Consider the following 20,267-nt stretch of genomic DNA (forward strand, 5'->3'; position numbering starts at 1 on the left):
AGCTTCCTTACATTGGGTTTTGTGGGCGCCACGGCTCGATCAGGGCATCCAGGTTCAGCGCATCGGCGAAATCCAGGAACTGATCGCGCAACCAGCTGATTTGAACGCCGGCAGGCAGGGTCACGGTAAACGTGGCGTTGAGCATGGTGCCGCCGGTTTGCGGCGCCTGATAAGTGTCGCACGTCAGGTTTTCCAGCTCGACGTTGTGGTCCATGAAGAACTGGCACAGCTCGTTGATGATGTCCGAGCGATAGGCCGAGCTGACATAGGCAACATACGGCAACGCCTGGGGACGGTTCTCCAGGGCGGCGCTGCGCACCACGTTGACGGTGAAGGCGTGCCGCTTGGCCAGTACGGGCAGGCTGCCTTCCAGGCGAGCCAGGGCGTCCCAGCTGCCGGAGACTTCGAGGACCAGTGCGCTGCACTCGCCATGACGGGTGAGGCGCGAAGTCACCACGGCGCAGCGGTTTTCATGGCTGGCGCGGCACAGGACGTTAGTCAGCTCCATGGGGTTGGCGCCGAGGGCACTGATGACAAGGAATTGTTCGCGAACTGTGGGGGTGGACATGCAGCATTCCTAAAGCGATGAGCGGTCGGTACTTCTGTCGGCTTGTTTACCCGGGGGCGAACCTGCGGATGCGAACTCGCCAGGCGCCAGGCGCAGGTTGCAACGTGCTCCAGTATGGCAGGAGCGGGTGGTGGCAACGCTGGAATGGGGCTTGTGAAGTCGAAAATGAAGGCTGAAACCCGATGTACGAGCCTGTCTGTACCGATCAAAGTCTGAAGGGTAGCGAAAAGCGGCGCCAAGGGGAATGGCGGCAGCGCAGTACTTCGCTTGTACAAGCATCTTGGCGCCAGTACCATTACCGCTCTCTTTTTCCGGCAGGAGCGGTTTCATGATTGCGGGCAGTATGGTGGCACTGGTCACACCCATGGATGCACAAGGGCGTCTTGACTGGGACAGCCTCAGCAAACTCGTGGACTTCCACCTCAAGAACGGCACCCATGCCATTGTCGCGGTCGGTACCACCGGCGAGTCGGCAACGCTTGATGTAGAAGAACACATTGCCGTCATCAAAGCCGTGGTCAAACAGGTTGCAGGTCGCATTCCGGTGATTGCCGGTACCGGCGCCAACTCGACCCGCGAAGCCGTCGAGCTGACCCGCAACGCCAAGGAAGCCGGCGCCGATGCTTGCCTGCTGGTGGTTCCGTACTACAACAAGCCGACCCAGGAAGGCTTGTACCAGCACTTCAAGCACATTGCCGAAGCGGTCGACATCCCACAGATTCTCTACAACGTGCCCGGCCGCACCTCCTGCGACATGCAGGCCGAGACGGTAATCCGTTTGTCCACCGTGCCGAACATCATCGGCATCAAGGAAGCCACGGGCGACCTGAAGCGCGCCAAGGCCATCCTTGATGGTGTGAGCAAGGATTTCATCGTGTTGTCCGGCGATGATCCGACCGCGGTCGAGCTGATCCTGCTGGGCGGCAAAGGCAACATCTCCGTGACCGCCAACGTCGCCCCGCGCGAAATGGCCGACCTGTGCGAGGCCGCGCTCAAGGGCGACGCCGAGACCGCACGGGCCATCAACGAAAAACTGATGCCGCTGCACAAGGACCTGTTCATCGAAGCCAACCCGATTCCGGTGAAGTGGGCTTTGGTCGAAATGGGCCTGATGCACGAAGGCATTCGCTTGCCGCTGACCTGGCTGAGCACCCCTTGTCATGAAACGCTGCGCTCGGCCATGCGCCAGTCCGGCGTCCTGGTTTAATTGAGGAAGTACAACGCATGAAGCGAATGGCCGGACTTTCCGCACTTGCCTTGATTATCTCCAGCACCAGTGGCTGCGGATGGATCTGGGGCCCGGAAGGTTATTTCCGTGACCGTGGTAGCGATTACCTGGAAGCGCAACAGACTGCACCGATGCAACTGCCACCGGATGTCCAGACCGCCAAGCGTCTGGACCCGCTGCTGCCGATCCCGCGCAATGTGGCCGATGACACCGTCAAGGGCGAATACGTCGTTCCTCGGCCGCAGCCGTTGTCGGCGGCTGCCGACGCCAGCGCCTACTCCCTGCAGAAGAGCGGCGATTCGCGTTCGATCCTGGCGCAGAACCCTCCGGCTGAGGTCTGGCCCGTGGCCGTGCAATTCTTCCAGGACAACGGTTTCCGACTGGATGAACAGCGCCCGCAAACCGGCGAGTTCACCACGACCTGGCAGCACTCCGATGAACTGTCGGCGGCCATGGCCAAGCGCCTGAGCGCGGCGGGCGTCAGCACTGACAGTGAGACTCGCGTGCGGGTACGTATCGAGCCTGGCGTGCAGCGCAATACCAGTGAAGTCTACGTGGTCAGTGCCGAGCGTCCTGCGGGCAGCACAGCCGACGTCGCCTTTACCAACCGCTCGGTCAATACTGGCCTGGATGCAGCGCTGGTTGATGACATGCTCGCGAGCATGAGCCGTATCTCGGAGAAGGGCGGCTCGGTCTCCATGCTGGCCTCGCGTGATTTTGACACTCCAAGCCGTGTCAGCCTGAGCGTGGACGGCAGCGGTAACCCTGTCCTGAACGTTGGCTCCGACCTGGATCGTGCCTGGTCGAGCGTCGGCCGTGCATTGGAGCAGGGCGAATGGCGCGTGGAAGACATCAACCGCAGCCTGGGCCTGTACTACATCAACCTGGCCGAAAAGGCCGAGAAGAAGGACGACAAGCCAGGTTTCTTCAGCAGCCTGTTTGGCAGCAAGCCGGACAAGGAAGAAGTTGAAGCCCGCGCCGAGCGTTATCAGGTCCGCCTGAGCAAGGTTGGCGAGAGCGTCCAGGTTACCGTAGAGAAAAACATCAATACCGTGGCGCCAGCTGATGTGGCGCGTAAGGTGTTGACCGTGATTCAGGACAATCTGGGCTGATCACATGCGTTTTGCCGTTCTCGGCAGCGGTAGCCAAGGGAACGGCACGCTGATAGCCAGCGCTGATACGTATGTGCTGGTGGATTGTGGTTTCTCCCTGCGGGAAACCGAAAAACGCCTGCTGCGCCTGGGTGTCAACCCAGCGCAGTTGAGCGCGATACTCGTAACCCACGAACATGCCGACCACGTGCATGGCGTGGGTTTGCTGTCTCGGCGCTACAATCTGCCTGTCTACCTCAGTCGCGGAACCCTGCGTGGCATGCGCAAACCCATCGAACCCGCAGGTTTTCTGGCGGGCGGTGAGCAACTGCAGATCGGCGACTTGAGCGTTGGCGTCATTGCCGTGGCCCACGATGCTCAGGAGCCGACGCAATATGTGTTCAGTGACGGTGAGCGGCGCTTTGGCTTGTTGACCGACCTGGGGTCGTATTGCAACAAGGTACTGGAGGGCTATCGGGATCTCGATGCATTGATGATCGAGGCCAACCATTGCCGTGACATGCTGGCTCGCGGTCACTACCCGTACTTTCTCAAGCAGCGGGTGGGCGGCGAACTGGGACATTTGAACAACCATCAGGCGGCATTCCTGGTGGCCGAGTTGGGCTGGCAAGGCCTGCAACACCTGGTCCTGGCCCATCTGAGCAGCAAGAACAACCTGCCGCAGCTGGCCCGGCAATGTTTTGTCGACACCCTTGGGTGCGACCCGGACTGGCTGCAACTGGCCGATCAAGATTCAGGGCTCGACTGGCGATACATCGCCTAGCCCATCTACTTAGCAAGCGGAGCCCATCATGGAAAAACGTGAAGAACTCTACCGCGGCAAAGCCAAGTCGGTTTACAAGACCGATGACGCTGACCGCTTGATCCTGCTGTTTCGCAACGACACTTCGGCGTTCGACGGCAAGCGTATCGAGCAGCTCGACCGCAAAGGCATGGTGAACAACAAGTTCAACGCCTTCATCATGCAGAAACTCGAAGCAGCCGGCGTGCCGACCCAATTCGACAAGCTGCTGGGCGACAACGAGTGCCTGGTCAAGAAACTGGACATGATCCCGGTCGAGTGCGTCGTGCGTAACTACGCCGCCGGTAGCCTGGTCAAGCGTCTGGGTGTTGAAGAGGGCATGAAGCTCAACCCTTACACCTTCGAGCTGTTCCTGAAGGACGACGCCAAGGGCGACCCGTTCATCAACGAATCCCACGTCGTGGCGTTCGGATGGGGCACTGCCGAGCAATTGGCACGCATGAAAGAACTGTCGCTCAAGGTCAACGAAGTGCTGACCAAGCTGTTTGACGATGCAGGCTTGCTGCTGGTCGACTTCAAGCTGGAGTTTGGCGTGTTCAGCGACGGCTCCATCGTTCTGGGTGACGAGTTCAGTCCGGACGGCTGCCGCCTCTGGGACAAGGACACCAAGAAGAAGATGGACAAAGACCGCTTCCGCCAGGGCCTCGGTGACGTCATCGAAGCCTACGAAGAAGTGGCCAATCGTCTGGGTGTGCCGCTTTAATCGACGCAAGCATCTGATAGCACAGAAATATTTCGCGAAAGGGGTTCGCTTCCGGCGAATGTGCTGTTATGATGCGCGCCGTTGGAGAGATGCCAGAGTGGCCGAATGGGACGGATTCGAAATCCGTTGTACCTTCGCGGGTACCTAGGGTTCGAATCCCTATCTCTCCGCCATTACATAGAAAAAGCCCCGTAGCTGAATAAGCTGCGGGGCTTTTTTGTTTGCACGGCTTTTGCACGGGGAGTGAGCGTCGAATCAAGCGGTCGCCCGTGTAGGAAAAATATGCCGACTTTGAGGGTAAGGTACTTGTCCCGGTCGTTCGAATCGCCGCTTTCTGTATCGATTGATTGCCCTTTGATTCAAGCCTTTTCCGACGAAAAATCCCCTGACACTCATTTTCTCCAACTCAAAAAATCCTCCTCTACTCTGGCTGTCGCGGGCCAGTGGCCTGCCATCATCAGCCATCGCAAGGAGCGACCGATGTATTTTGAAATCTACAGGCAAACCCGTGGCACCCTCCTGACCGGTAGAGGCCAGTGGCGTTGGCGTTTACGGGCGGGGAATCATGAAACGATTGCCAGTGGCGAGGCTTACGTCAACAGGTCTGATTGCGTGCATGCGATCAATTTGATCAAAGGGACTTGCGATCAGACGCCCATCAAGGAAATTTAGATCTCAAGCGGTGAAGCTGCTCTTAAGGGTGGCTTCATTCCCACCGGGCGACTTGGGGTTGTGCGTGCCTCAACTTTCTTTTGATCATGTTGTAGCCGTCCTTATGGAGGCGTCCTGTGATCGCTTTTGCATTAAACGCAAAATGCTTGAGGCGTGCCTTCAGTCGCATAGACGCCGATTGCGACACCTCCCTAAACTGTCGACAGTTAATGGGCGCGCGGGGGCAATGGATGAATCGCAACGAACTACGCAAGGCCGACATCAACCTGATGGTGGTGTTTGAAACGCTGATGCTTGAGCGCAATGTCACCAAGGTGGCGAATAAGCTGTTTCTTGGGCAGCCCACCATCAGTTCGGCGCTCAACCGCTTGCGTACGATGTTCAACGATCCGTTGTTCATTCGCGTCGGTCATCGCATGGAGCCTACGGCGCGGGCCGAGGAGATCTTTCGGCACCTGTCGCCAGCGCTGGATTCCTTGTCGGTGGCGTTGAGCCTGACCCATGACTTTGACCCGAGCAGCAGCACCATGACCTTCCGCATCGGCATGTCCGACGATGTCGAGTACGGGTTGTTGCCGCCGTTGTTGCACGCGCTCCGCCAGGAAGCACCGAAAGTGGTGTTCGTGGTGCAGAATGTCGATCACTGGCGGATTTCCGATCTATTGGCGTCCGGCGATATAACGGTAGGTATTTCCCAGAGCCGAGGTCTGCCGGCCAATGCCAAGCGCAAATTGTTACGACACATCTATCCCAGTGTGCTGCGTGCCGATGCCAGCGATACACCGCTGACCATCGACGAGTATTGTTCGCGGCCCCATGTGCTGGTGTCCCATATCGCCAATGTCAGCGGGTTCGCCGATGAGTGGCTGGCACAGATCGGTCGTTCGCGGCAGGTGGTGCTTTCGGTGCCGCAGTACAGCTCGTTACCGGCGTTGCTGGCCGGGACTGATCTGATCGCTAGCCTGCCGGATTACACTGCGGAGGCGATGGCGGCGTCGGGCCAGTTGTATAAGGAGCCGTTTCCCTTCAAGACCCCGACACTTGAACTATCAATGGTCTGGCTCAGCCATGTTGACAGCGATCCCGCCGAACGTTGGTTGCGTTCACGACTTGAGGCGTTCATGGGGGAGCGCAATCTGCCCTCACTGTCCCAATGAACAGGGCAGCGATTTGTTATATGCACGAACTTTTTACCAACTTACGGGAGTAATGCCATGCCTCACCTGCACTTGGAATATACCGCTAACTTGCCTGATTTGAATGCCGATGTGGCGTTGATGCGGCTCAACAACACGTTAGTAGGGTCTGGTCAATTCGGTGCCGAGTTCGACATCAAGAGTCGCGCGGTGAAGGTTGAGACATTCAAGGTCGGCACTGCAATGGCAGAGCGGGCGTTCGTGCATGTGAAGCTGGCGCTGTTGAGTGGGCGTTCGCCGCAGATCAAGCGGCAGCTGTCCGAAAGTCTGCTGGCGGTGGTGAAGGACCTCTGCGAGTGGCCGGCAGGCGTTGAGGTCCAGCTGTGTGTAGAGCTCCTCGACATCGATCGCGAGTCGTACACCAAGACTGCCATCGGCGTGTAGGGGCGAGACATGCTTGATTGTTCTGAACCCGAGCTGAACCATTCTCAAATAAGCTGAATGTTTCATTAGAATTTTACGGGCCAACTAATCGTTGGCTTCTTTTTCACAAAAAATTGATGGTCGGCTGCCTAAAGTTAGTGTTGCCACGGTAAATGAAATTTTCACATTTGCCGAGGGCACTTCTTTTCAGGAACAGCCGATCATCATGTTGAAGATTAAAGCCGTGCGCCCGGAGTGGGTGACACTGATTGCCAGCGCCTTTCTATTGACTGCCTTCAATTTAGTGTTGTGGCAACACCTGTTTGAAATCACCGCGGCAGATGGCAAAGGCATCGTCATGCGCTTGGCGTTCGGGGCGATGATCCTCGCGGCCTTCAACATTGTGCTTACGTTGTTGGCGTTCCGTCCCCTGATGAAGCCGGTCCTGACGCTGCTGTTCATGATCAGTGCAGGCGTGGCGTACTTCATGAGTCAATACGGTGTCATGATCGATGCCGGCATGTTGCGCAATTTTGCTGAAACCAATGTCACAGAAGTGCGCGGATTACTTTCGATAAAGTTGTTTATTTATATTCTGTTGTTGGGTGTATTGCCCTCGTGGTTGCTCTGGAAAACTCCGATCAACTATCGTCGCTGGCATCGCGAATTACTTAGTAAAGTTATGGTGAGCGTGGCGTCGGCTGCGGTCATTGGTGGTGTGGCGCTGGTTAATTACCAAGGGCTTTCTTCGCTGTTTCGTAATCACCATGAATTACGCCTGATGGTAGTGCCAAGTAACTACATCGGTGCTTCCCTCGGTTACTTGCGTGAACAGGTCGCCTCTGCCCGACAACCCTTTGTCAAAGTCGGTGAGGATGCCCAGAGAAACCCAGCCTGGCAAAATCACGGCCGCAAATCACTGACCGTGCTGGTGGTGGGTGAAAGTGCCCGGGCCGAGAACTTCGGTATCCTCGGCTACGACCGCGACACCACGCCGAAACTCGATAAAGAAGCAGGTCTGATTGCGTTCACCGATGTGCATTCCTGTGGTACGGAGACCGCCGTATCGGTGCCCTGCATGTTTTCCAACATGGGTCGCAAGGATTACAACGCCAGCAAGGCAAAGAATGAAGAAGGCCTGTTGGACGTGCTCAAGCGCGCAGGTCTTGATGTTATCTGGCGCGACAACCAGTCCGGGTGCAAAGGCACTTGCGACCGGGTGACACTCGACGATGTCAGTAACTTGAAAGATCCGGTGTTGTGCGCCAATAGTGAATGCCGCGATGAAATCCTGCTGCAAGGCCTGCAGCAATTTATCGATAACTTGGATAAGGACACCGTCCTGGTGTTGCACCAAATGGGCAGTCACGGCCCTGAGTACTTCAAGCGATACCCGAAAGAGTACGAACGTTTCACGCCCGTCTGTGAAAGTAACGCACTGAACAATTGCAGTCGCGAAAGTATCGTTAACGGTTACGACAACACACTGGTCTATACCGACCATGTGCTGTCGACCCTGATCGATCTGTTGCGCAGCAATCAAGACAAGGTCGATACCGCAATGTTGTACCTGTCGGATCACGGTGAATCCTTGGGCGAGTACAACCTGTTCCTGCATGGCACGCCTTACATGCTGGCGCCAGAGCAACAAAAGCATGTGGCGATGCTGGCCTGGTTCTCCGACAGCTATCAAAAGTCGTTTTCGGTGGATACCCATTGCCTGCAACTGAGTCGTGAAAAACCCCTGAGCCAGGACAACCTGTTCCATTCGATGCTGGGTTTGCTGGAGGTCAACAGCAAGGTCTACAACCAGGATCTGGATATGTTTTCCGGGTGCCGTGGCGCGGTGATCGACGGTGTGCTGGCCAAGGAATGAGGCGATGTACTTTGTGTCATGCAACGGTTGCTGATCTGCGGCCTGTCAAGCAAACCCCAAGAGCTATTGAGCATGTCTGGCCAGTCCCCATCCGCCATTGAGCTTGAGTTCGCCCGGCGCTACGACCAGGATCATGCGCGTGTCTGTTTACAACCGCCCACTCAGAGTCTGGCGGGGCGTTTGGCGCTCTGGCGTGAGGAGCAACTGGTACGTCATGCACTCAAGGTCGCTGGTGAGCCGGGGCTGATCCTTGATGTGGCCTGCGGTGTCGGGCGTTTCTGGCCGATGCTGGCCGAGTACGGGAACCGGGTGATTCTGGCGTCCGATCCATCCCAGAGCATGCTCGACCATGCCCGAACCCACCACCCTCAGAACTTGTTGAAACGGGTCAGAACCTTTCAAGGTTCAGCCTTCAACATTGGTCTTCCGGAAAATGCGGTTGATTGCATTTTTTGCATGCAACTGTTTCAACATATAGCCAATCCCGATCATCGTTTGGCATTGCTCGGCGAATTCCACCGGGTCAGTCGCGATACGGTGATTGTGGCGGTACGGGCCGGACGGCGTTTCAAAGCACGGCGAACAGAGGTGGAGGGGCTCGCAACCCGACCACTGGCGAGCAAGTGTGAAGTGGAAACCGAGTTCAAGCGGGCCGGCTTTCAACTGATCAGTCACCAGGAGTTTTTGCCTGGCTGCGCGCCAATGCGGGTTTACGTGCTGCGTAAGGTCGGTTAGCTCGGTTTTGTCAGACTATTCTTTTTGTTAAGCAGGTATTTTCGCTAAAGCTCTTGTTCAGTGGATGCGCGGAAATCGTCGGTAGCGATATATACTGCGCGCCATTCTTCAAGGGAGAGCCGTGTGGCCATCGATATTCACTGGATTCGCGACAACGATAGCCTCGCCCGGTTTTGCGCCGAGTGGCAGCAGCTGCCCTACGTTGCCCTCGACACCGAATTCATGCGGGTCGACACCTTCTATCCGATTGCCGGCCTGCTACAGGTGGGCGATGGCTCGCGCGCCTACCTGATTGACCCCCTGACCATCGACAACTGGCAACCCCTTGCCGTGTTGCTGGAAAACCCGGCGGTGGTCAAGGTGCTCCATGCCTGCAGCGAAGACCTGGAAGTCCTGCTGCGCCTGACCGGCAGCCTGCCTGCGCCGTTGTTCGATACACAACTGGCCGCCGCGTACCTGAATCTGGGTTTTTCCATGGGCTATTCACGGCTCGTGCAGGAAGTGCTCGGTATCGATTTGCCCAAAGGCGAAACCCGCTCCGACTGGCTTCAACGTCCGCTTTCCGACACTCAGATCAGCTATGCCGCCGAAGATGCCGTGCACCTGGCGGAGGTTTTCGTAGCGCTTCGTCCAAAGCTTTGCGCTGACAAATATGCCTGGGTGCTGGAAGACGGCGCCGAGCTGGTGGCCAATCTGCGTCGCGAGACAGACCCGTACGAGGTTTATCGCGACGCCAAGCTCGCCTGGAAGCTGTCTCGCGCCCAGCTCGCGGTATTGCGTGAACTCTGCGCCTGGCGTGAAACACAGGCCCGTGCCCGTGATCTGCCGCGCAACCGGATCATTCGCGAGCACTCGCTGTGGCCACTGGCGCGCACGCAACCGGACAACCTCGGTGCGCTGGCGAAAATCGAAGACATGCATCCGCGTACCGTGCGTCAGGACGGTGAGTTTCTGCTAGATCTGATCAAGCGCTCGGGTAGTGTGTCGCCAGATCAATGGCCACCTGCTGTCCCTGAGCCGCTGCCGGTGGATGCTGCAGCGCTGCTCAAACAGATGAAAGCCATCGGTCAGTCCGAGGCCGAGCGCCTGAACATCGCGCCAGAACTGATGCTGCGCAAGAAAACCCTGGAAGCGCTGCTCAAAAGCGGCTTCCCCAATGGTCCTTATCAATTGCCTGATTCGTTGCGTGGCTGGCGCCGCGAATTGATGGGCCAGGCGCTGCTCGACAGCCTGGCCACCGCCGGAGAACAGCCTTGAAGCGTATTTGCTCCATCTACCGCAGTTCGAAGAAAAACGAGATGTACCTCTATGTGCTCAAAAGCGACGCACTGGAGCGTGTACCTGAGCCTCTGCTGGCCGCCTTCGGCAAAGCCATCCACGCTTTCGACCTGGTGCTGACCCCCGAGCGCAAGCTCTCGCGTGAAGACATCACCGTCGTGCTGGAAAACCTCGACAAACAGGGTTACCACCTGCAAATGCCGCCGGCCGAAGAAGAGTACATCGAGCACTTGCCGGAAGAGTTGCTGCGACGCAACGACCCGGTTTGATGCCAGACAGGCCCTGTTCAGGGCTGTCGTGAAAACACTGGAATGATTTTGGCGGTGGCCGCACCGATGCAGCAGTCTTGCGTCGACGGCCGTCTGCAGCGTTTTTTGAAAGGTTGAAGCATGCGCGTCCTGATTGCTGAACACGACCACCCTGTGTACGCCCAACTGCTGCGCGAGGCTGCGCCAGAGCTGGAAGTGCTGACCAGCGGTGACTCTGCGGAACTGGCCCGTCAGGCGGCCGATTGTCCGGTCTGGCTCGGTCAGCCCGACCTGCTGGCGACCCTGCTTCGGCAGGGCCACAAGCCACTCTGGCTGCAATCGACCTGGGCGGGCATCACGCCACTGCTGGCCGATGGCCTTCCGCGTCACTATCGCTTGACCCGCGCGGTGGGGATTTTCGGTCAGGTCATGGCCGAGTATGTACTCACCTACATGCTCGGGCATGAACGTGAAGTGCTGGCGCGGCTGGTAAGCCAGGTCGAGCGCAAATGGGACAGTCGCCATGGCCAGAGCCTGGCGGGCCGCAAGGTGCTGATCGTCGGCACCGGTGACATCGGACAGACGGTGGCGCAGTTCCTCGTACCTTTCGGTGTCGAGCTGTATGGCATCGCCAGTGAGTCCCGCGAGCAGGCGCCGTTTGTCGAAGTCGGTTCGCTGGCCGACTTGCCGCGTTTGGTCGGTCAGGTGGATTATGTAGTCAATCTGCTGCCAAATACCCCGAACACTCACGATATCTACAATGCACCGCTGTTCAGGCAGTTCAAGCCAACCGGGTTGTTCATCAACGTAGGGCGCGGTGTGGCGGTGGTCGATGCGGATCTGGTGGAAGCCTTGAAAGAGGGGCATCTGGCGGGGGCGGTGATTGACGTCTGCCGTCAGGAGCCATTACCGCAGCGTCATCCTTTCTGGACCGCCTGGGGACTGCTTCTGACCGGCCACAGTTCGGCGCCGACTTCGCCTTCGCTGATGGTGAAACTGTTTGTCGAGAACCTGCGGGCGTATCAGGCGGGAGAGGCGTTGCGCGGGGAAGTGGATTTCAATCGCGGGTATTGAATCCACCCACATCATTTGTGGGAGCGAGCCTGCTCGCGAAAGCGGTGTATGAGTCAATAAATACAGAGACTGATACCCTGTCTTCGCGAGCAGGCTCGCACCCACATTGGTTTTGTACTGTGATTTAGAGGGCGAAGTCACCTTCAGCAGTGAGTTCGCTCAACGGACGACGCGGACTTGGCTCTTCACGGGCTTGCAGGTACTCAGCCAGGGTTGCCTTGTCCCCCAGTTTGCCGATCGCCACGGCGGCGTGCAGGGCGTAGCCCTCGGGAATGTTCAGCTCCTTGCGGGTCAGTTCTTGATCGAACCCGGCCATGCCGTGAGTGTGCCAGCCGCTGATAGTCGCTTGCAGTGCCAGGTGACCCCAGGCCGAACCGGTGTCAAAGGTGTGCCACAGGGCCGGGGTTTCTTCGCTGGCGCCAGGCGCTGTGAAGGTGGTTTTCGAGATCACGATCACCAGGGCCGAAGCATGTTGCGCCCAACTGCGGTTGAATTCGTTCAGCAGGCCCAGGTAACGCTCCCAGTTCGGCGTGTCGCGACGTGCGTAGAGAAAGCGCCAGGGCTGCGAGTTATACGCCGACGGTGCCCAGCGCGCGGCTTCGAAGAAGCTCAGCAGGGTTTCTTCGGGAATGGCTTCACCGGTGAAGGCGCGAGGCGACCAGCGATCGGTGAACTGAGGGTGAATGGCGTATTCGGCAACGCGTGGGTTTGCACTCATCAAGAGATTCCTTGCTACGTTTGAAAGTGAGGGATGTCTGAAACCTGCTGGCGCAGTTGAGCTGAGCGATAAGGTTTGTCGAGAGCCGTGGCGATTCACCGCAATGCAACGCGGTCGAGCGTTAATGGCACGCTGGTGTGGCTCCTTGCGACTGGCAAAGCTACTTGGCGATGCAAAAACTGACAAGCCCCGATCTACCGGTAGTCGCCAGTGCTTGGCCCACAGGTCCGCTGGCACTAGACTGGCGGCCTTTTCACCACCTGATATTGATGCTTGAGCCATGGCCGCCAAAGTCGAACCGTTCTGGATACGCAAAACCCTCGATCAACTCGATCAAGAGGAATGGGAATCGCTGTGCGACGGTTGTGGTTTGTGCTGCCTGCAAAAGCTTGAGGACGAAGACGACAACAGCGTCTATTACACCCGTATCGCCTGCAAGCTGCTGGACCTGAAAACCTGCCAGTGCAGCGATTACCCGAACCGTCGCGAGTCGGTACCGGACTGTATCCAGCTCACGCCGGGCAAGGCCGACGAATTCAAATGGCTGCCGCCGACCTGCGGATATCGTCTGGTCAGCGAGGGCAAGGACTTGCCACTGTGGCATCACCTGGTGTGCGGTGATCGCGATGCGGTGCACCACGAGCGTATTTCCCAGTCCGGACGCATGCTTGCCGAAGGCAGCGTGCCGGAAGAGGATTGGGAAGACCATCTGATTTTTCGGGCGGGCTAAGCGTCCAGGCGAGTTCAGGTTTCACCAAGGAGTGTGTATGGCTGTGGGATGGCGGCGAGCGTTGGTCGTTGGACTACTGACCTTGAGTTCGCCCGTGTGGGCGGCGAAGAAGGTCGACCTGGATTACCACGTGCGCCTGTTGCCGCAAAGCGACCAGGCTGAAGTTCGCCTGACGCTGGTGCAAGGCTCGGCGGTACGCAGTCTGGATTTCAACCTTGGCGACGGCAGCCATTACAGTGATTTCAAGGCCGACGGCCAGTGGCAGCTGACACCGGGCGAGCACGCCCGAGGTGTCTGGCGCCCAGCCGCCGACAAGGCCAGCCTGACGTATCGCGTACGCATCAGTCACGGCCGCAAGAGCGGCAGCTTCGATACACGCATGACCCCGAACTGGGCGTTGCTGCGCGGTGACGATCTAGTGCCGCCTGCCAAACTCGATCAGCAGGACGGAATCGAACTGGTCTCACGCCTGGAATTCGAGTTGCCCAGCGGCTGGAAAAGCGTCGAAACCGCCTGGCCGCGAATCGGCAAAAACAAGTTCCGCATCGACAACGTATCCCGATTGTTCGACCGGCCCACCGGCTGGATGCTCGCTGGCCACCTGGGTAGTCGTCGCACCCGCCTGGGAGAAACCGAAGTCACCGTGGCCTCGCCCCAGGGCCAGGGTATGCGGCGCATGGATGTGCTGACGTTGCTGACTTTTGTCTGGCCGCAAGTGCAGGCCGTTTTCCCTCGCCATCCCGCCAAGGTGTTGATTGTCGGCGCCAACGATTCGATGTGGCGCGGTAGCTTGGCGGCGCACGAGTCCATTTACCTGAACAGTCGTTTGCCGCTGGTCAGCGAAGTCGGCACCAGTGCATTGGTGCGCGAGTTGGCGCAGGTGTTCGGGCGGATCAACGACCGGCAGCGCAGTGACTGGATCAGCGAAGGCTTTGCCGAGTATTACGCCATTGAGCTGATACGCCGCGCTGGAGGCATGAGTGACGAGCGTTACCAGAATTTGCAAGGGCGCTTGGCGAAGGAGGGACAGAAAGTCACCACCTTGCGTGGCGAGCAGGTCAGCCCGGCGCAGATTTCGAAGGCTGTGGTGTTGTTACAGGAGCTGGATCGCGAAATTCGCCTGAAGACTCGCAACAAGCGTTCGCTGGATGATGTGATGCGCGGGGCGATGCGGTTGGGGAGTGTGGACACCAAGGATTTTGTTCAGCTCAGTGAGAGCGTGATTGGTGATTCTTCCAAAGTACTTGATACCGAGTTGATTCAGTAATGCCGCTATCGCGAGCGGCTCGCTCCCACAGTGGTTGGTGTGAACACCGCATGACCTGTGGGAGCGGGCTTGCCCGCGATGAGGCCATCAAACACGCCCCTCGTTCTGGATCAAACCCCGGCTTTCGGCGACTTCAATGAGTCATTACCGGTCACCGTCGCGGTTTTGGTCGCCGCCTCGGCATTGGCCTTCAACCGGTTCAAATCTTCCGCGGCACGCTGGATTTTCGCGCGCACGTTATTCATGTCCTGACGGCTTTTTTCCAGCAGGCTTTTCGCCGAGCTATGGCCCGTGATGCCACGCGCCAGCGCTACGCCGCCGATGGCTACCTGAATCAAGCCGAAAATCCCTCCACGGCGCAGACCCTTGCCCACCATCACCGCACCACCGGCCAGCGAACCAAGGCGTTCCCAACCGTGAACGTTGTGATCGTTAGGAGTCTGGAACGGGGTGGCTTCAATGCGTTCTACGCGTTTGAGTTCGCTCATGATCGGTCTCCAGGTTCGGTTCAGTCATCGATAGTCAGCTGACTGCCGGTGCCGTCAGCCGGTTCCATCAAAAGTGTCGCAACTTAGCGGAATTTCGGCCCCGAACGGGTATTGAGGCCCTTGGCCATGCGGTCATACAGCACGACATTGACGGTGGCGGCCAGGTTCATGCAGCCGGTGGTCGGGATGTAGACCACGTCTTCGCACCAGTCGCGAATCTCTTTATCCAGCGAGCCGTCTTCCGGGCCGAAGATGTACAGCGCGCGGTCCGGGTGGGTGTACTCAGGCAGCGGGCGGGCGCCATCGACCAACTCCACGGCGACCGGAACGCAATTCAGAGGCAGGATTTTCTTCAGGTCGTCGATGCCGATCAGCGGAATGTCGTAGTGGACGCGCTTGGTATCGGTCACGAAGTCGGCGGCGCGTTCGTAGCGCTTGCCGGTGTAGAACACCGACGCCACGCCGTAACAGCCAGCGGCGCGCATCACTGAGCCGACATTTTCCGGTGATTTGGGGTTGTACAAACCAATGCAGCTGTACCGTTTGTCTGCCACGAGCGGGGTGCCTTTCGGGAAAAAGCGCGATTATACCGGGATTGGCTGACAGGGGGCAGTTTGGAGATTGGCGGTGTCTAGGCGATCGTCATCGCTGGCAAGCCAGCTCCCACAGTGTTTGCTGGTGATCACACAGTCTGTGTACACCACATCTCCTGTGGGAGCTGGCTTGCCAGCGATGAGGCTGGGTCAGGCACTGAAGATCAATCTTCTTTCTTCATCAGGCCAGCCAACGCGGCAAACGGGTTATGCGTGGCCTTGGCGATTTTCGGCGTGCTCAGCGAGCCTTCGCCGAAATACTGTTGATCGGTGTAGCGCGAGTGCTCGTTGTCGTGGCAGTACAGGCACAACAGCTCCCAGTTCGAACCGTCCTGCGGGTTGTTGTCATGGTTGTGGTCGCGGTGGTGCACGGTCAGTTCACTCAGGCGCTTGCCGGAGAATTCACGGGCACAGCGGCCGCACACGTGCGGGTACATTTTCAGGGCTTTGTCGCGGTAGCCCATTTCCTTGTCGCGCTGGTTGTCAGCCAGGATGCGGTCCAGCTTCGACGTGTTGGTTGGGGTGGACGAACTCATGGGTTCACCTTTGTAAAAGACTAATGACGGTTCTACAGCAGAGTTTAGCTCAGCCCTTGAGCTTCTCGGCAATCCAGATGGTGTGGCGGGTGCCCTTGTTGCCGTGGGCGAAGACCTGCACTTCCTCGGCCTTGAACCCGGCTTTTTTCAGTTTGTCGGAAAACTGCTTGTCTGCGCTGGCTGACCAGACCGCCAGCACGCCTTTTGGTCGCAGGGCCTTGGCGCAGGCACTCAGGCCACCGGCGGAGTAAAGCCAGCTGTTGGCCTTCTGGGTCAGGCCTTCGGGACCGTTGTCGACATCGAGCATGATCGCGTCGAAACCTTGCGGCTCGGCCTGCAGCACTTTGGCCACGTCTTCCTGGCGAATGACTGTACGCGGGTCCAGCAACGGGTTTCCGGCTTTTTCACCCAGCGGGCCCCGGTTCCATTCCACAACACCGGGTACCAGTTCGGCGACCACCACTTCAGCGTTCTTGCCCAGGTGCTTGAGCGCCGAGGCGAGGGTGAAGCCCATACCCAGGCCACCAATCAATACCCGGGAATTGGTTCGACCGGCCACCTTGCGGCAAGGGATTTCGGCCAAGGCATCTTCGGAGCCGTGCATGCGCGTGTTCATCAGTTGCCCGCCGTCACCGCCCTGGATCTTGATGACGAAATCCTCACCGTACTCGAACAGGCAAAGGGCGCCACCGTTTTCTGGAATAGGCGTGGTGTCGAGCAGAACGAAACGTTTCATGGGGCTCACTTGACGGAAAAATGACGGCAGGGGGGAAGGCAAACACGCGCAGTTGGGAGTAGCCTGCAAATGACAACAAGGCCAACGGAGCCATTGATGAAGCGCACCATTCTAACGGTCATTGCCCTGGCCGCGCTCTCGATTAGTGCAGTGCAGGCCCAACCACTGCAAACCATGCCCGTCAGTCCCGCACCGATGCCCGGTTCGCCTGGCACCGCGACGCCCACGCCGTACCCGCAAATCACCCCCGCGCCGATGCCGAAGGTCGGCCCTGGCAGCGGCGGTCCACCGTTGGTCCCCATCGAGAGGCCGAGCCCACCGGCCAAGGATCAGCCGGTGCCGGGGATCGAGCAGAACCCGCCGAAGGTCAAGTCACCCGGCGGTTAGACCTGCTGCGATAGCAATTGCCCGTCGGCCATGCGCAGGCGCTTGGAGAGGGAAACGGCGAGGGCGCGGATGATCTTGGCGGCGATTTTCGGTGCGTCGTTGAGCATCTTCTCCAGGGAGTCCTTGCCCAGGTTGAGCAACTGACAATGGCTCGCCGCCACGCAACTGGCCGAACGACGTTCGCCATCGAGCACGGCCATTTCGCCGAACGAACGACCGCTGCGCAAAGTGGCAATGGTCACTAGCTGGCCGTCGCTGGTGGTCTTTTGCACGGCGACCTGCCCGGTGTGGATGATGCACATGAAGCTGCCGGCATCGCCCTCATGGAAAATCTCTTCGCCCTGGGCAATGCTGCTGATGCTGAAATAGCCCGAGGCGGCGGCGAAGTCCGCCGGTAGCAGTTGATTGAACAGGCCGCAGTCCATCAGCCAGTCACGGATTTCGTTGTTCAGATGTGTGGGTTCTGACATGTCGGGTGGTCTTTGTTGTTGTGTCTGTTGCATCCCCTGTAGGAGCGGGGGGGGGGGGGGGGGGGGGGAACGACGACAATGGGAGCCCGACAACCCACAACCCACTTCCCCCCCCCCCCCCCCCCCCCACCCCCCCCCACCCCCCCCCCCCCCCCCCCCCCCCCCCCCCCCCCCCCCCCCCCCCCCCCCCCCCCCCCCCCCCCCCCCCCCCCCCCCTCCCCCCCCCCCCCCCCCCCCCCCCCCCCCCTCTCCTACAGGTGCCGGGAAATAAGACAGGCACCTTAGGCCAAGTTCCTTAGGCAATGCCCAGAACCTTGAACAAAAATGCATATTCGAGCGCTACGTCACGCAATCCTTGGTATCGACCGCTCATCCCACCATGCCCCGCGCCCAGTTCGGTCTTGAGCAGCAGGGGATTGGCATCGGTTTTGGTCGCGCGCAACCTGGCCACCCATTTGGCCGCTTCCCAGTACTGCACGCGGCTGTCGTTGTAGCCGGCGATCACCAGGGTCGCCGGATACGCCTGCGCGGTGACGTTTTCGTAAGGAGCGTAGGACTTGAGCCGATCATAAACATCCGGATCTTCAGGATTACCCCACTCGTCGTACTCAGTGACGGTCAGTGGCAGATCCGGGTCGAGCATGGTGTTGAGCACATCGACGAACGGCACTTCGGCAATCGCGGCCCCAAAAAGCTCCGGCCGTTGGTTGAGCACCGCTCCGATCAACAGGCCGCCGGCACTGCCACCGCTGATCGCCAGTTGTGGTGCGGTGGTGAAACCATTGGCGATCAGATGCTCGGCGCAGGCGATGAAGTCGCTGAAGGTGTTGTGCTTGTGCTCCTGCTTGCCCGCGCGATACCAGGCTTCGCCCAGCTCGCCTCCGCCGCGCACGTGAGCGATGGCGAAGGCCATGCCGCGATCGAGCAGGCTCAAGCGTGCGTGGGAGAACCACGGGTCGAGGCTTTCGCCGTAGGCGCCGTAGCCGTACAAATACAGGGGCGTCGGCTTGCCCAGCGCCTCGCGTTTGACGACCAGGCTGATTGGCACTTGTGTGCCGTCAGGCGCGGTTGCCCACAGGCGCTGGCTGACGTAGGCATCGGCATCGAACGGGCCGAGTACCGGGGTTTCCTTGAGGACTTTTTGCTCGCCGTTGACCAGTTCAAGCTGGCGGATTTGCGCGGGGCGGTTCAACGCTTCGTAGCGCAGGCGTATCCGCTCGCTGGCGAACTCCAGACTGTTCTGTACGTGCAGGCTGTAGGCTGCATCCGGTAGCTGCACGCGGTAGCTCGGCAGGTCCTGTGGGTGGACTTCGATGATCGGCAAGCCACCTTCGCGCAGACTCAAGGTCATGGCGCCGGCGTTGAGGCTCATGCCGTCGATCATGACCGTGTCGCTGTGGGGAATCAGGTTTTGCCAGGCCGCCTCGGTCGGTGCCGCTCCGGTATCGACGGCGGTGTACAGGGCGAAATTGATGCCATCGCGGTTGGTGCGAATGAACCAGGTCCATTGACCATCGAGCGCGCCGTGATCGACGTCGTACTCATGATCCTCGACCCGGGGCGCGATGCAGGTAAAGGCCTGCTGTGGCTGCTTGGCATCCAGCACCCAGACTTCGCTGGTGGTCTTGCTGCCCAGGGACAGCAACAATTGCTGCTCGGAGCTGGAGCGGTAGCAATGCATGAAGAAGCGGCCGTCCGGCTCATGGAACACTTCTTCGGCCGCGGTGCCGTCCAGGCGATAGCGGAACAGCTTATGCGGGCGATGGGTGTCGTCCAGCTCGCCGAAAAACAGGGTCAGGCTGTCGTTGGCCCAGGTCATGCTGCCGTCGCAATCCTTGAATTCGAGTTCGCTGACGCGACCGTCGGACAATTCCTTCACGAACAGTGTGTAGATCTCATCACCCGTGGAGTCGATGCTGTAGGCCAGGCGCTGATGGTCCGGGCTGATGCTGAAAGCGCCGAGGGAAAAGAAGCCGCCATTGGCCAGCACGTTCGGGTCGAGCAGCAGTTGTTCCCGGCTTTCATCGAGTTGCAGGCTGTCGTCGGCCGGACGCGGGCAGCGGTAGTGCCGGGCGTACTCGTCACCCGCCGTGGTGCGGGTGTAATACAGATACGGTCCCCACGGTGAGGGCAAGGACAGGTCGGTTTCGAGAATCCGGCCCTTGATCTCCTCGAACAGGGTTTCACGCAGGCCGGCCTGATCGGCGGTTTGCGCCTCCTGATAGCGGTTTTCAGCCTTCAGGTAGTCGAGCACCGCATCGGTGTCGCGCTCCTGCAGCCAGGCATACGGGTCATCACCCGCGTCCTTGCGGGCGATCGGGGCGTCGGAAACGTTGGCGGGTAGGGGCATGAAAGGTTCTCGATCTATGTACGAAATAAGGGCGCCGCAACCCGTGGGAGGGGGGGGGGGGGGGGGGGGGGGGTGGACCAACACACCCCCAGCATCACCGTTGTCCTCTCTTGCTCCCTCACGTCGCCCCCACTATG

23 protein-coding genes and 1 tRNA gene are annotated in these 20,267 nt (G+C 59.2%); 16 read left to right on the forward strand and 8 right to left on the reverse strand.

Going from position 1 to position 20,267, the window contains the following annotated elements; all coding sequences use genetic code 11:
- Nucleotides 1–7 precede the first annotated feature (7 nt).
- A complete protein-coding gene (locus ACSFE6_RS06020; protein ID WP_056856013.1) occupies nucleotides 8–568 on the reverse strand; it encodes a glycine cleavage system protein R in 561 nt (186 codons plus the stop codon).
- 328 nt (nucleotides 569–896) lie between these two features.
- On the opposite strand from ACSFE6_RS06020, the gene dapA reads away from it, so the two are divergent.
- The 13 genes from dapA to ACSFE6_RS06085 all read left to right on the forward strand — a co-directional run bounded on the left by dapA (nucleotide 897) and on the right by ACSFE6_RS06085 (nucleotide 11,855).
- On the forward strand, nucleotides 897–1,775 hold the full coding sequence (gene dapA, locus ACSFE6_RS06025; protein ID WP_435426742.1) for a 4-hydroxy-tetrahydrodipicolinate synthase: 879 nt from the start codon (nucleotides 897–899) through the stop codon (nucleotides 1,773–1,775).
- A 17-nt stretch (nucleotides 1,776–1,792) separates the two neighbouring features.
- Nucleotides 1,793–2,908 (forward strand): outer membrane protein assembly factor BamC, encoded by a 1,116-nt coding sequence (bamC, locus tag ACSFE6_RS06030; protein ID WP_435426743.1) that lies wholly within the window; start codon nucleotides 1,793–1,795, stop codon nucleotides 2,906–2,908.
- 4 nt (nucleotides 2,909–2,912) lie between these two features.
- On the forward strand, nucleotides 2,913–3,671 hold the full coding sequence (locus tag ACSFE6_RS06035) for an MBL fold metallo-hydrolase (RefSeq protein ID WP_435426744.1): 759 nt from the start codon (nucleotides 2,913–2,915) through the stop codon (nucleotides 3,669–3,671).
- A 28-nt stretch (nucleotides 3,672–3,699) separates the two neighbouring features.
- Nucleotides 3,700–4,413, forward strand: coding sequence for a phosphoribosylaminoimidazolesuccinocarboxamide synthase (gene purC / locus ACSFE6_RS06040; RefSeq protein ID WP_435426745.1), 714 nt, complete (start codon nucleotides 3,700–3,702; stop codon nucleotides 4,411–4,413).
- An 83-nt stretch (nucleotides 4,414–4,496) separates the two neighbouring features.
- Nucleotides 4,497–4,586, forward strand: a tRNA-Ser gene (locus ACSFE6_RS06045).
- Nucleotides 4,587–4,893: 307 nt separating this feature from the next.
- Nucleotides 4,894–5,085: a YegP family protein gene (locus tag ACSFE6_RS06050; protein WP_435426762.1), complete on the forward strand. Its 192-nt coding sequence runs from the start codon at nucleotides 4,894–4,896 to the stop codon at nucleotides 5,083–5,085.
- A 230-nt stretch (nucleotides 5,086–5,315) separates the two neighbouring features.
- Nucleotides 5,316–6,242 carry a LysR substrate-binding domain-containing protein gene (locus tag ACSFE6_RS06055; protein ID WP_435426746.1) on the forward strand — a complete coding sequence of 309 codons (927 nt, stop codon included), beginning with the start codon at nucleotides 5,316–5,318 and terminating at the stop codon, nucleotides 6,240–6,242.
- 57 nt (nucleotides 6,243–6,299) lie between these two features.
- Nucleotides 6,300–6,665, forward strand: coding sequence for a 5-carboxymethyl-2-hydroxymuconate Delta-isomerase (locus ACSFE6_RS06060; protein ID WP_435426747.1), 366 nt, complete (start codon nucleotides 6,300–6,302; stop codon nucleotides 6,663–6,665).
- A gap of 205 nt (nucleotides 6,666–6,870) precedes the next feature.
- Complete coding sequence (locus ACSFE6_RS06065) at nucleotides 6,871–8,520, forward strand: phosphoethanolamine transferase (protein ID WP_435426748.1); 1,650 nt, start codon at nucleotides 6,871–6,873, stop codon at nucleotides 8,518–8,520.
- Between the two features lie 72 nt (nucleotides 8,521–8,592).
- Nucleotides 8,593–9,255 carry a class I SAM-dependent methyltransferase gene (locus tag ACSFE6_RS06070; protein WP_435426749.1) on the forward strand — a complete coding sequence of 221 codons (663 nt, stop codon included), beginning with the start codon at nucleotides 8,593–8,595 and terminating at the stop codon, nucleotides 9,253–9,255.
- Nucleotides 9,256–9,378: 123 nt separating this feature from the next.
- Complete coding sequence (gene rnd / locus ACSFE6_RS06075) at nucleotides 9,379–10,512, forward strand: ribonuclease D (protein WP_435426750.1); 1,134 nt, start codon at nucleotides 9,379–9,381, stop codon at nucleotides 10,510–10,512.
- Complete coding sequence (locus ACSFE6_RS06080; RefSeq protein ID WP_435426751.1) at nucleotides 10,509–10,802, forward strand: YcgL domain-containing protein; 294 nt, start codon at nucleotides 10,509–10,511, stop codon at nucleotides 10,800–10,802. The genes rnd and ACSFE6_RS06080 overlap by 4 nt, the downstream gene beginning before the upstream one ends.
- 120 nt (nucleotides 10,803–10,922) lie before the next feature.
- Nucleotides 10,923–11,855, forward strand: a complete 933-nt coding sequence (locus tag ACSFE6_RS06085; RefSeq protein WP_435426752.1) for a D-2-hydroxyacid dehydrogenase — start codon at nucleotides 10,923–10,925, stop codon at nucleotides 11,853–11,855.
- Between the two features lie 124 nt (nucleotides 11,856–11,979).
- Here the strand turns inward: ACSFE6_RS06085 and ACSFE6_RS06090 are convergent, their stop codons facing one another.
- Entirely contained in the window at nucleotides 11,980–12,573 is a 594-nt protein-coding gene (locus tag ACSFE6_RS06090; RefSeq protein WP_435426753.1) for a nitroreductase family protein, read from the reverse strand.
- A gap of 280 nt (nucleotides 12,574–12,853) precedes the next feature.
- Here ACSFE6_RS06090 and ACSFE6_RS06095 point away from each other — a divergent pair, with 280 nt between their 5' ends.
- Nucleotides 12,854–13,303 (forward strand): YcgN family cysteine cluster protein, encoded by a 450-nt coding sequence (locus ACSFE6_RS06095; RefSeq protein ID WP_435426754.1) that lies wholly within the window; start codon nucleotides 12,854–12,856, stop codon nucleotides 13,301–13,303.
- A gap of 37 nt (nucleotides 13,304–13,340) precedes the next feature.
- Nucleotides 13,341–14,570 (forward strand): hypothetical protein, encoded by a 1,230-nt coding sequence (locus ACSFE6_RS06100; protein WP_435426755.1) that lies wholly within the window; start codon nucleotides 13,341–13,343, stop codon nucleotides 14,568–14,570.
- 110 nt (nucleotides 14,571–14,680) lie between these two features.
- Here the strand turns inward: ACSFE6_RS06100 and ACSFE6_RS06105 are convergent, their stop codons facing one another.
- From ACSFE6_RS06105 to ACSFE6_RS06120, 4 genes are all read right to left on the reverse strand, one after another.
- A complete protein-coding gene (locus ACSFE6_RS06105) occupies nucleotides 14,681–15,058 on the reverse strand; it encodes a YgaP family membrane protein (RefSeq protein ID WP_435426756.1) in 378 nt (125 codons plus the stop codon).
- An 83-nt stretch (nucleotides 15,059–15,141) separates the two neighbouring features.
- Nucleotides 15,142–15,612, reverse strand: a complete 471-nt coding sequence (locus tag ACSFE6_RS06110; RefSeq protein ID WP_046816778.1) for an RNA methyltransferase — start codon at nucleotides 15,610–15,612, stop codon at nucleotides 15,142–15,144.
- 203 nt (nucleotides 15,613–15,815) lie between these two features.
- Nucleotides 15,816–16,187: a YajD family HNH nuclease gene (locus ACSFE6_RS06115; RefSeq protein ID WP_007944009.1), complete on the reverse strand. Its 372-nt coding sequence runs from the start codon at nucleotides 16,185–16,187 to the stop codon at nucleotides 15,816–15,818.
- 49 nt (nucleotides 16,188–16,236) lie between these two features.
- A complete protein-coding gene (locus ACSFE6_RS06120; RefSeq protein WP_435426757.1) occupies nucleotides 16,237–16,923 on the reverse strand; it encodes a spermidine synthase in 687 nt (228 codons plus the stop codon).
- A gap of 96 nt (nucleotides 16,924–17,019) precedes the next feature.
- On the opposite strand from ACSFE6_RS06120, the gene ACSFE6_RS06125 reads away from it, so the two are divergent.
- On the forward strand, nucleotides 17,020–17,310 hold the full coding sequence (locus ACSFE6_RS06125; protein ID WP_435426758.1) for a hypothetical protein: 291 nt from the start codon (nucleotides 17,020–17,022) through the stop codon (nucleotides 17,308–17,310).
- On the opposite strand, the gene ACSFE6_RS06130 is transcribed toward ACSFE6_RS06125, so the two are convergent.
- Complete coding sequence (locus tag ACSFE6_RS06130; RefSeq protein ID WP_435426759.1) at nucleotides 17,307–17,780, reverse strand: cyclic nucleotide-binding domain-containing protein; 474 nt, start codon at nucleotides 17,778–17,780, stop codon at nucleotides 17,307–17,309. The genes ACSFE6_RS06125 and ACSFE6_RS06130 overlap by 4 nt on opposite strands.
- 295 nt (nucleotides 17,781–18,075) lie before the next feature.
- Nucleotides 18,076–20,130, reverse strand: coding sequence for a S9 family peptidase (locus ACSFE6_RS06135; protein WP_435426760.1), 2,055 nt, complete (start codon nucleotides 20,128–20,130; stop codon nucleotides 18,076–18,078).
- Nucleotides 20,131–20,267 lie beyond the last annotated feature (137 nt).

Source organism: Pseudomonas baetica, from assembly GCF_051216495.1.
GTDB classification, from domain to species: Bacteria; Pseudomonadota; Gammaproteobacteria; order Pseudomonadales; family Pseudomonadaceae; genus Aquipseudomonas; species Aquipseudomonas baetica_B.

Excerpts from the sequence above, each read along its gene's own strand:
- ACSFE6_RS06020 (WP_056856013.1), bottom strand. The coding sequence starts at position 568 with ATGTCCACCCCCACAGTTCGCGAACAATTCCTTGTCATCAGTGCCCTC.
- dapA (WP_435426742.1), top strand. The coding sequence starts at position 897 with ATGATTGCGGGCAGTATGGTGGCACTGGTCACACCCATGGATGCACAA.
- bamC (WP_435426743.1), top strand. The coding sequence starts at position 1,793 with ATGAAGCGAATGGCCGGACTTTCCGCACTTGCCTTGATTATCTCCAGC.
- ACSFE6_RS06035 (WP_435426744.1), top strand. The coding sequence starts at position 2,913 with ATGCGTTTTGCCGTTCTCGGCAGCGGTAGCCAAGGGAACGGCACGCTG.
- purC (WP_435426745.1), top strand. The coding sequence starts at position 3,700 with ATGGAAAAACGTGAAGAACTCTACCGCGGCAAAGCCAAGTCGGTTTAC.
- ACSFE6_RS06050 (WP_435426762.1), top strand. The coding sequence starts at position 4,894 with ATGTATTTTGAAATCTACAGGCAAACCCGTGGCACCCTCCTGACCGGT.
- ACSFE6_RS06055 (WP_435426746.1), top strand. The coding sequence starts at position 5,316 with ATGAATCGCAACGAACTACGCAAGGCCGACATCAACCTGATGGTGGTG.
- ACSFE6_RS06060 (WP_435426747.1), top strand. The coding sequence starts at position 6,300 with ATGCCTCACCTGCACTTGGAATATACCGCTAACTTGCCTGATTTGAAT.
- ACSFE6_RS06065 (WP_435426748.1), top strand. The coding sequence starts at position 6,871 with ATGTTGAAGATTAAAGCCGTGCGCCCGGAGTGGGTGACACTGATTGCC.
- ACSFE6_RS06070 (WP_435426749.1), top strand. The coding sequence starts at position 8,593 with ATGTCTGGCCAGTCCCCATCCGCCATTGAGCTTGAGTTCGCCCGGCGC.
- ACSFE6_RS06085 (WP_435426752.1), top strand. The coding sequence starts at position 10,923 with ATGCGCGTCCTGATTGCTGAACACGACCACCCTGTGTACGCCCAACTG.
- ACSFE6_RS06090 (WP_435426753.1), bottom strand. The coding sequence starts at position 12,573 with ATGAGTGCAAACCCACGCGTTGCCGAATACGCCATTCACCCTCAGTTC.
- ACSFE6_RS06095 (WP_435426754.1), top strand. The coding sequence starts at position 12,854 with ATGGCCGCCAAAGTCGAACCGTTCTGGATACGCAAAACCCTCGATCAA.
- ACSFE6_RS06100 (WP_435426755.1), top strand. The coding sequence starts at position 13,341 with ATGGCTGTGGGATGGCGGCGAGCGTTGGTCGTTGGACTACTGACCTTG.
- ACSFE6_RS06105 (WP_435426756.1), bottom strand. The coding sequence starts at position 15,058 with ATGAGCGAACTCAAACGCGTAGAACGCATTGAAGCCACCCCGTTCCAG.
- ACSFE6_RS06115 (WP_007944009.1), bottom strand. The coding sequence starts at position 16,187 with ATGAGTTCGTCCACCCCAACCAACACGTCGAAGCTGGACCGCATCCTG.
- ACSFE6_RS06120 (WP_435426757.1), bottom strand. The coding sequence starts at position 16,923 with ATGAAACGTTTCGTTCTGCTCGACACCACGCCTATTCCAGAAAACGGT.
- ACSFE6_RS06125 (WP_435426758.1), top strand. The coding sequence starts at position 17,020 with ATGAAGCGCACCATTCTAACGGTCATTGCCCTGGCCGCGCTCTCGATT.
- ACSFE6_RS06130 (WP_435426759.1), bottom strand. The coding sequence starts at position 17,780 with ATGTCAGAACCCACACATCTGAACAACGAAATCCGTGACTGGCTGATG.
- ACSFE6_RS06135 (WP_435426760.1), bottom strand. The coding sequence starts at position 20,130 with ATGCCCCTACCCGCCAACGTTTCCGACGCCCCGATCGCCCGCAAGGAC.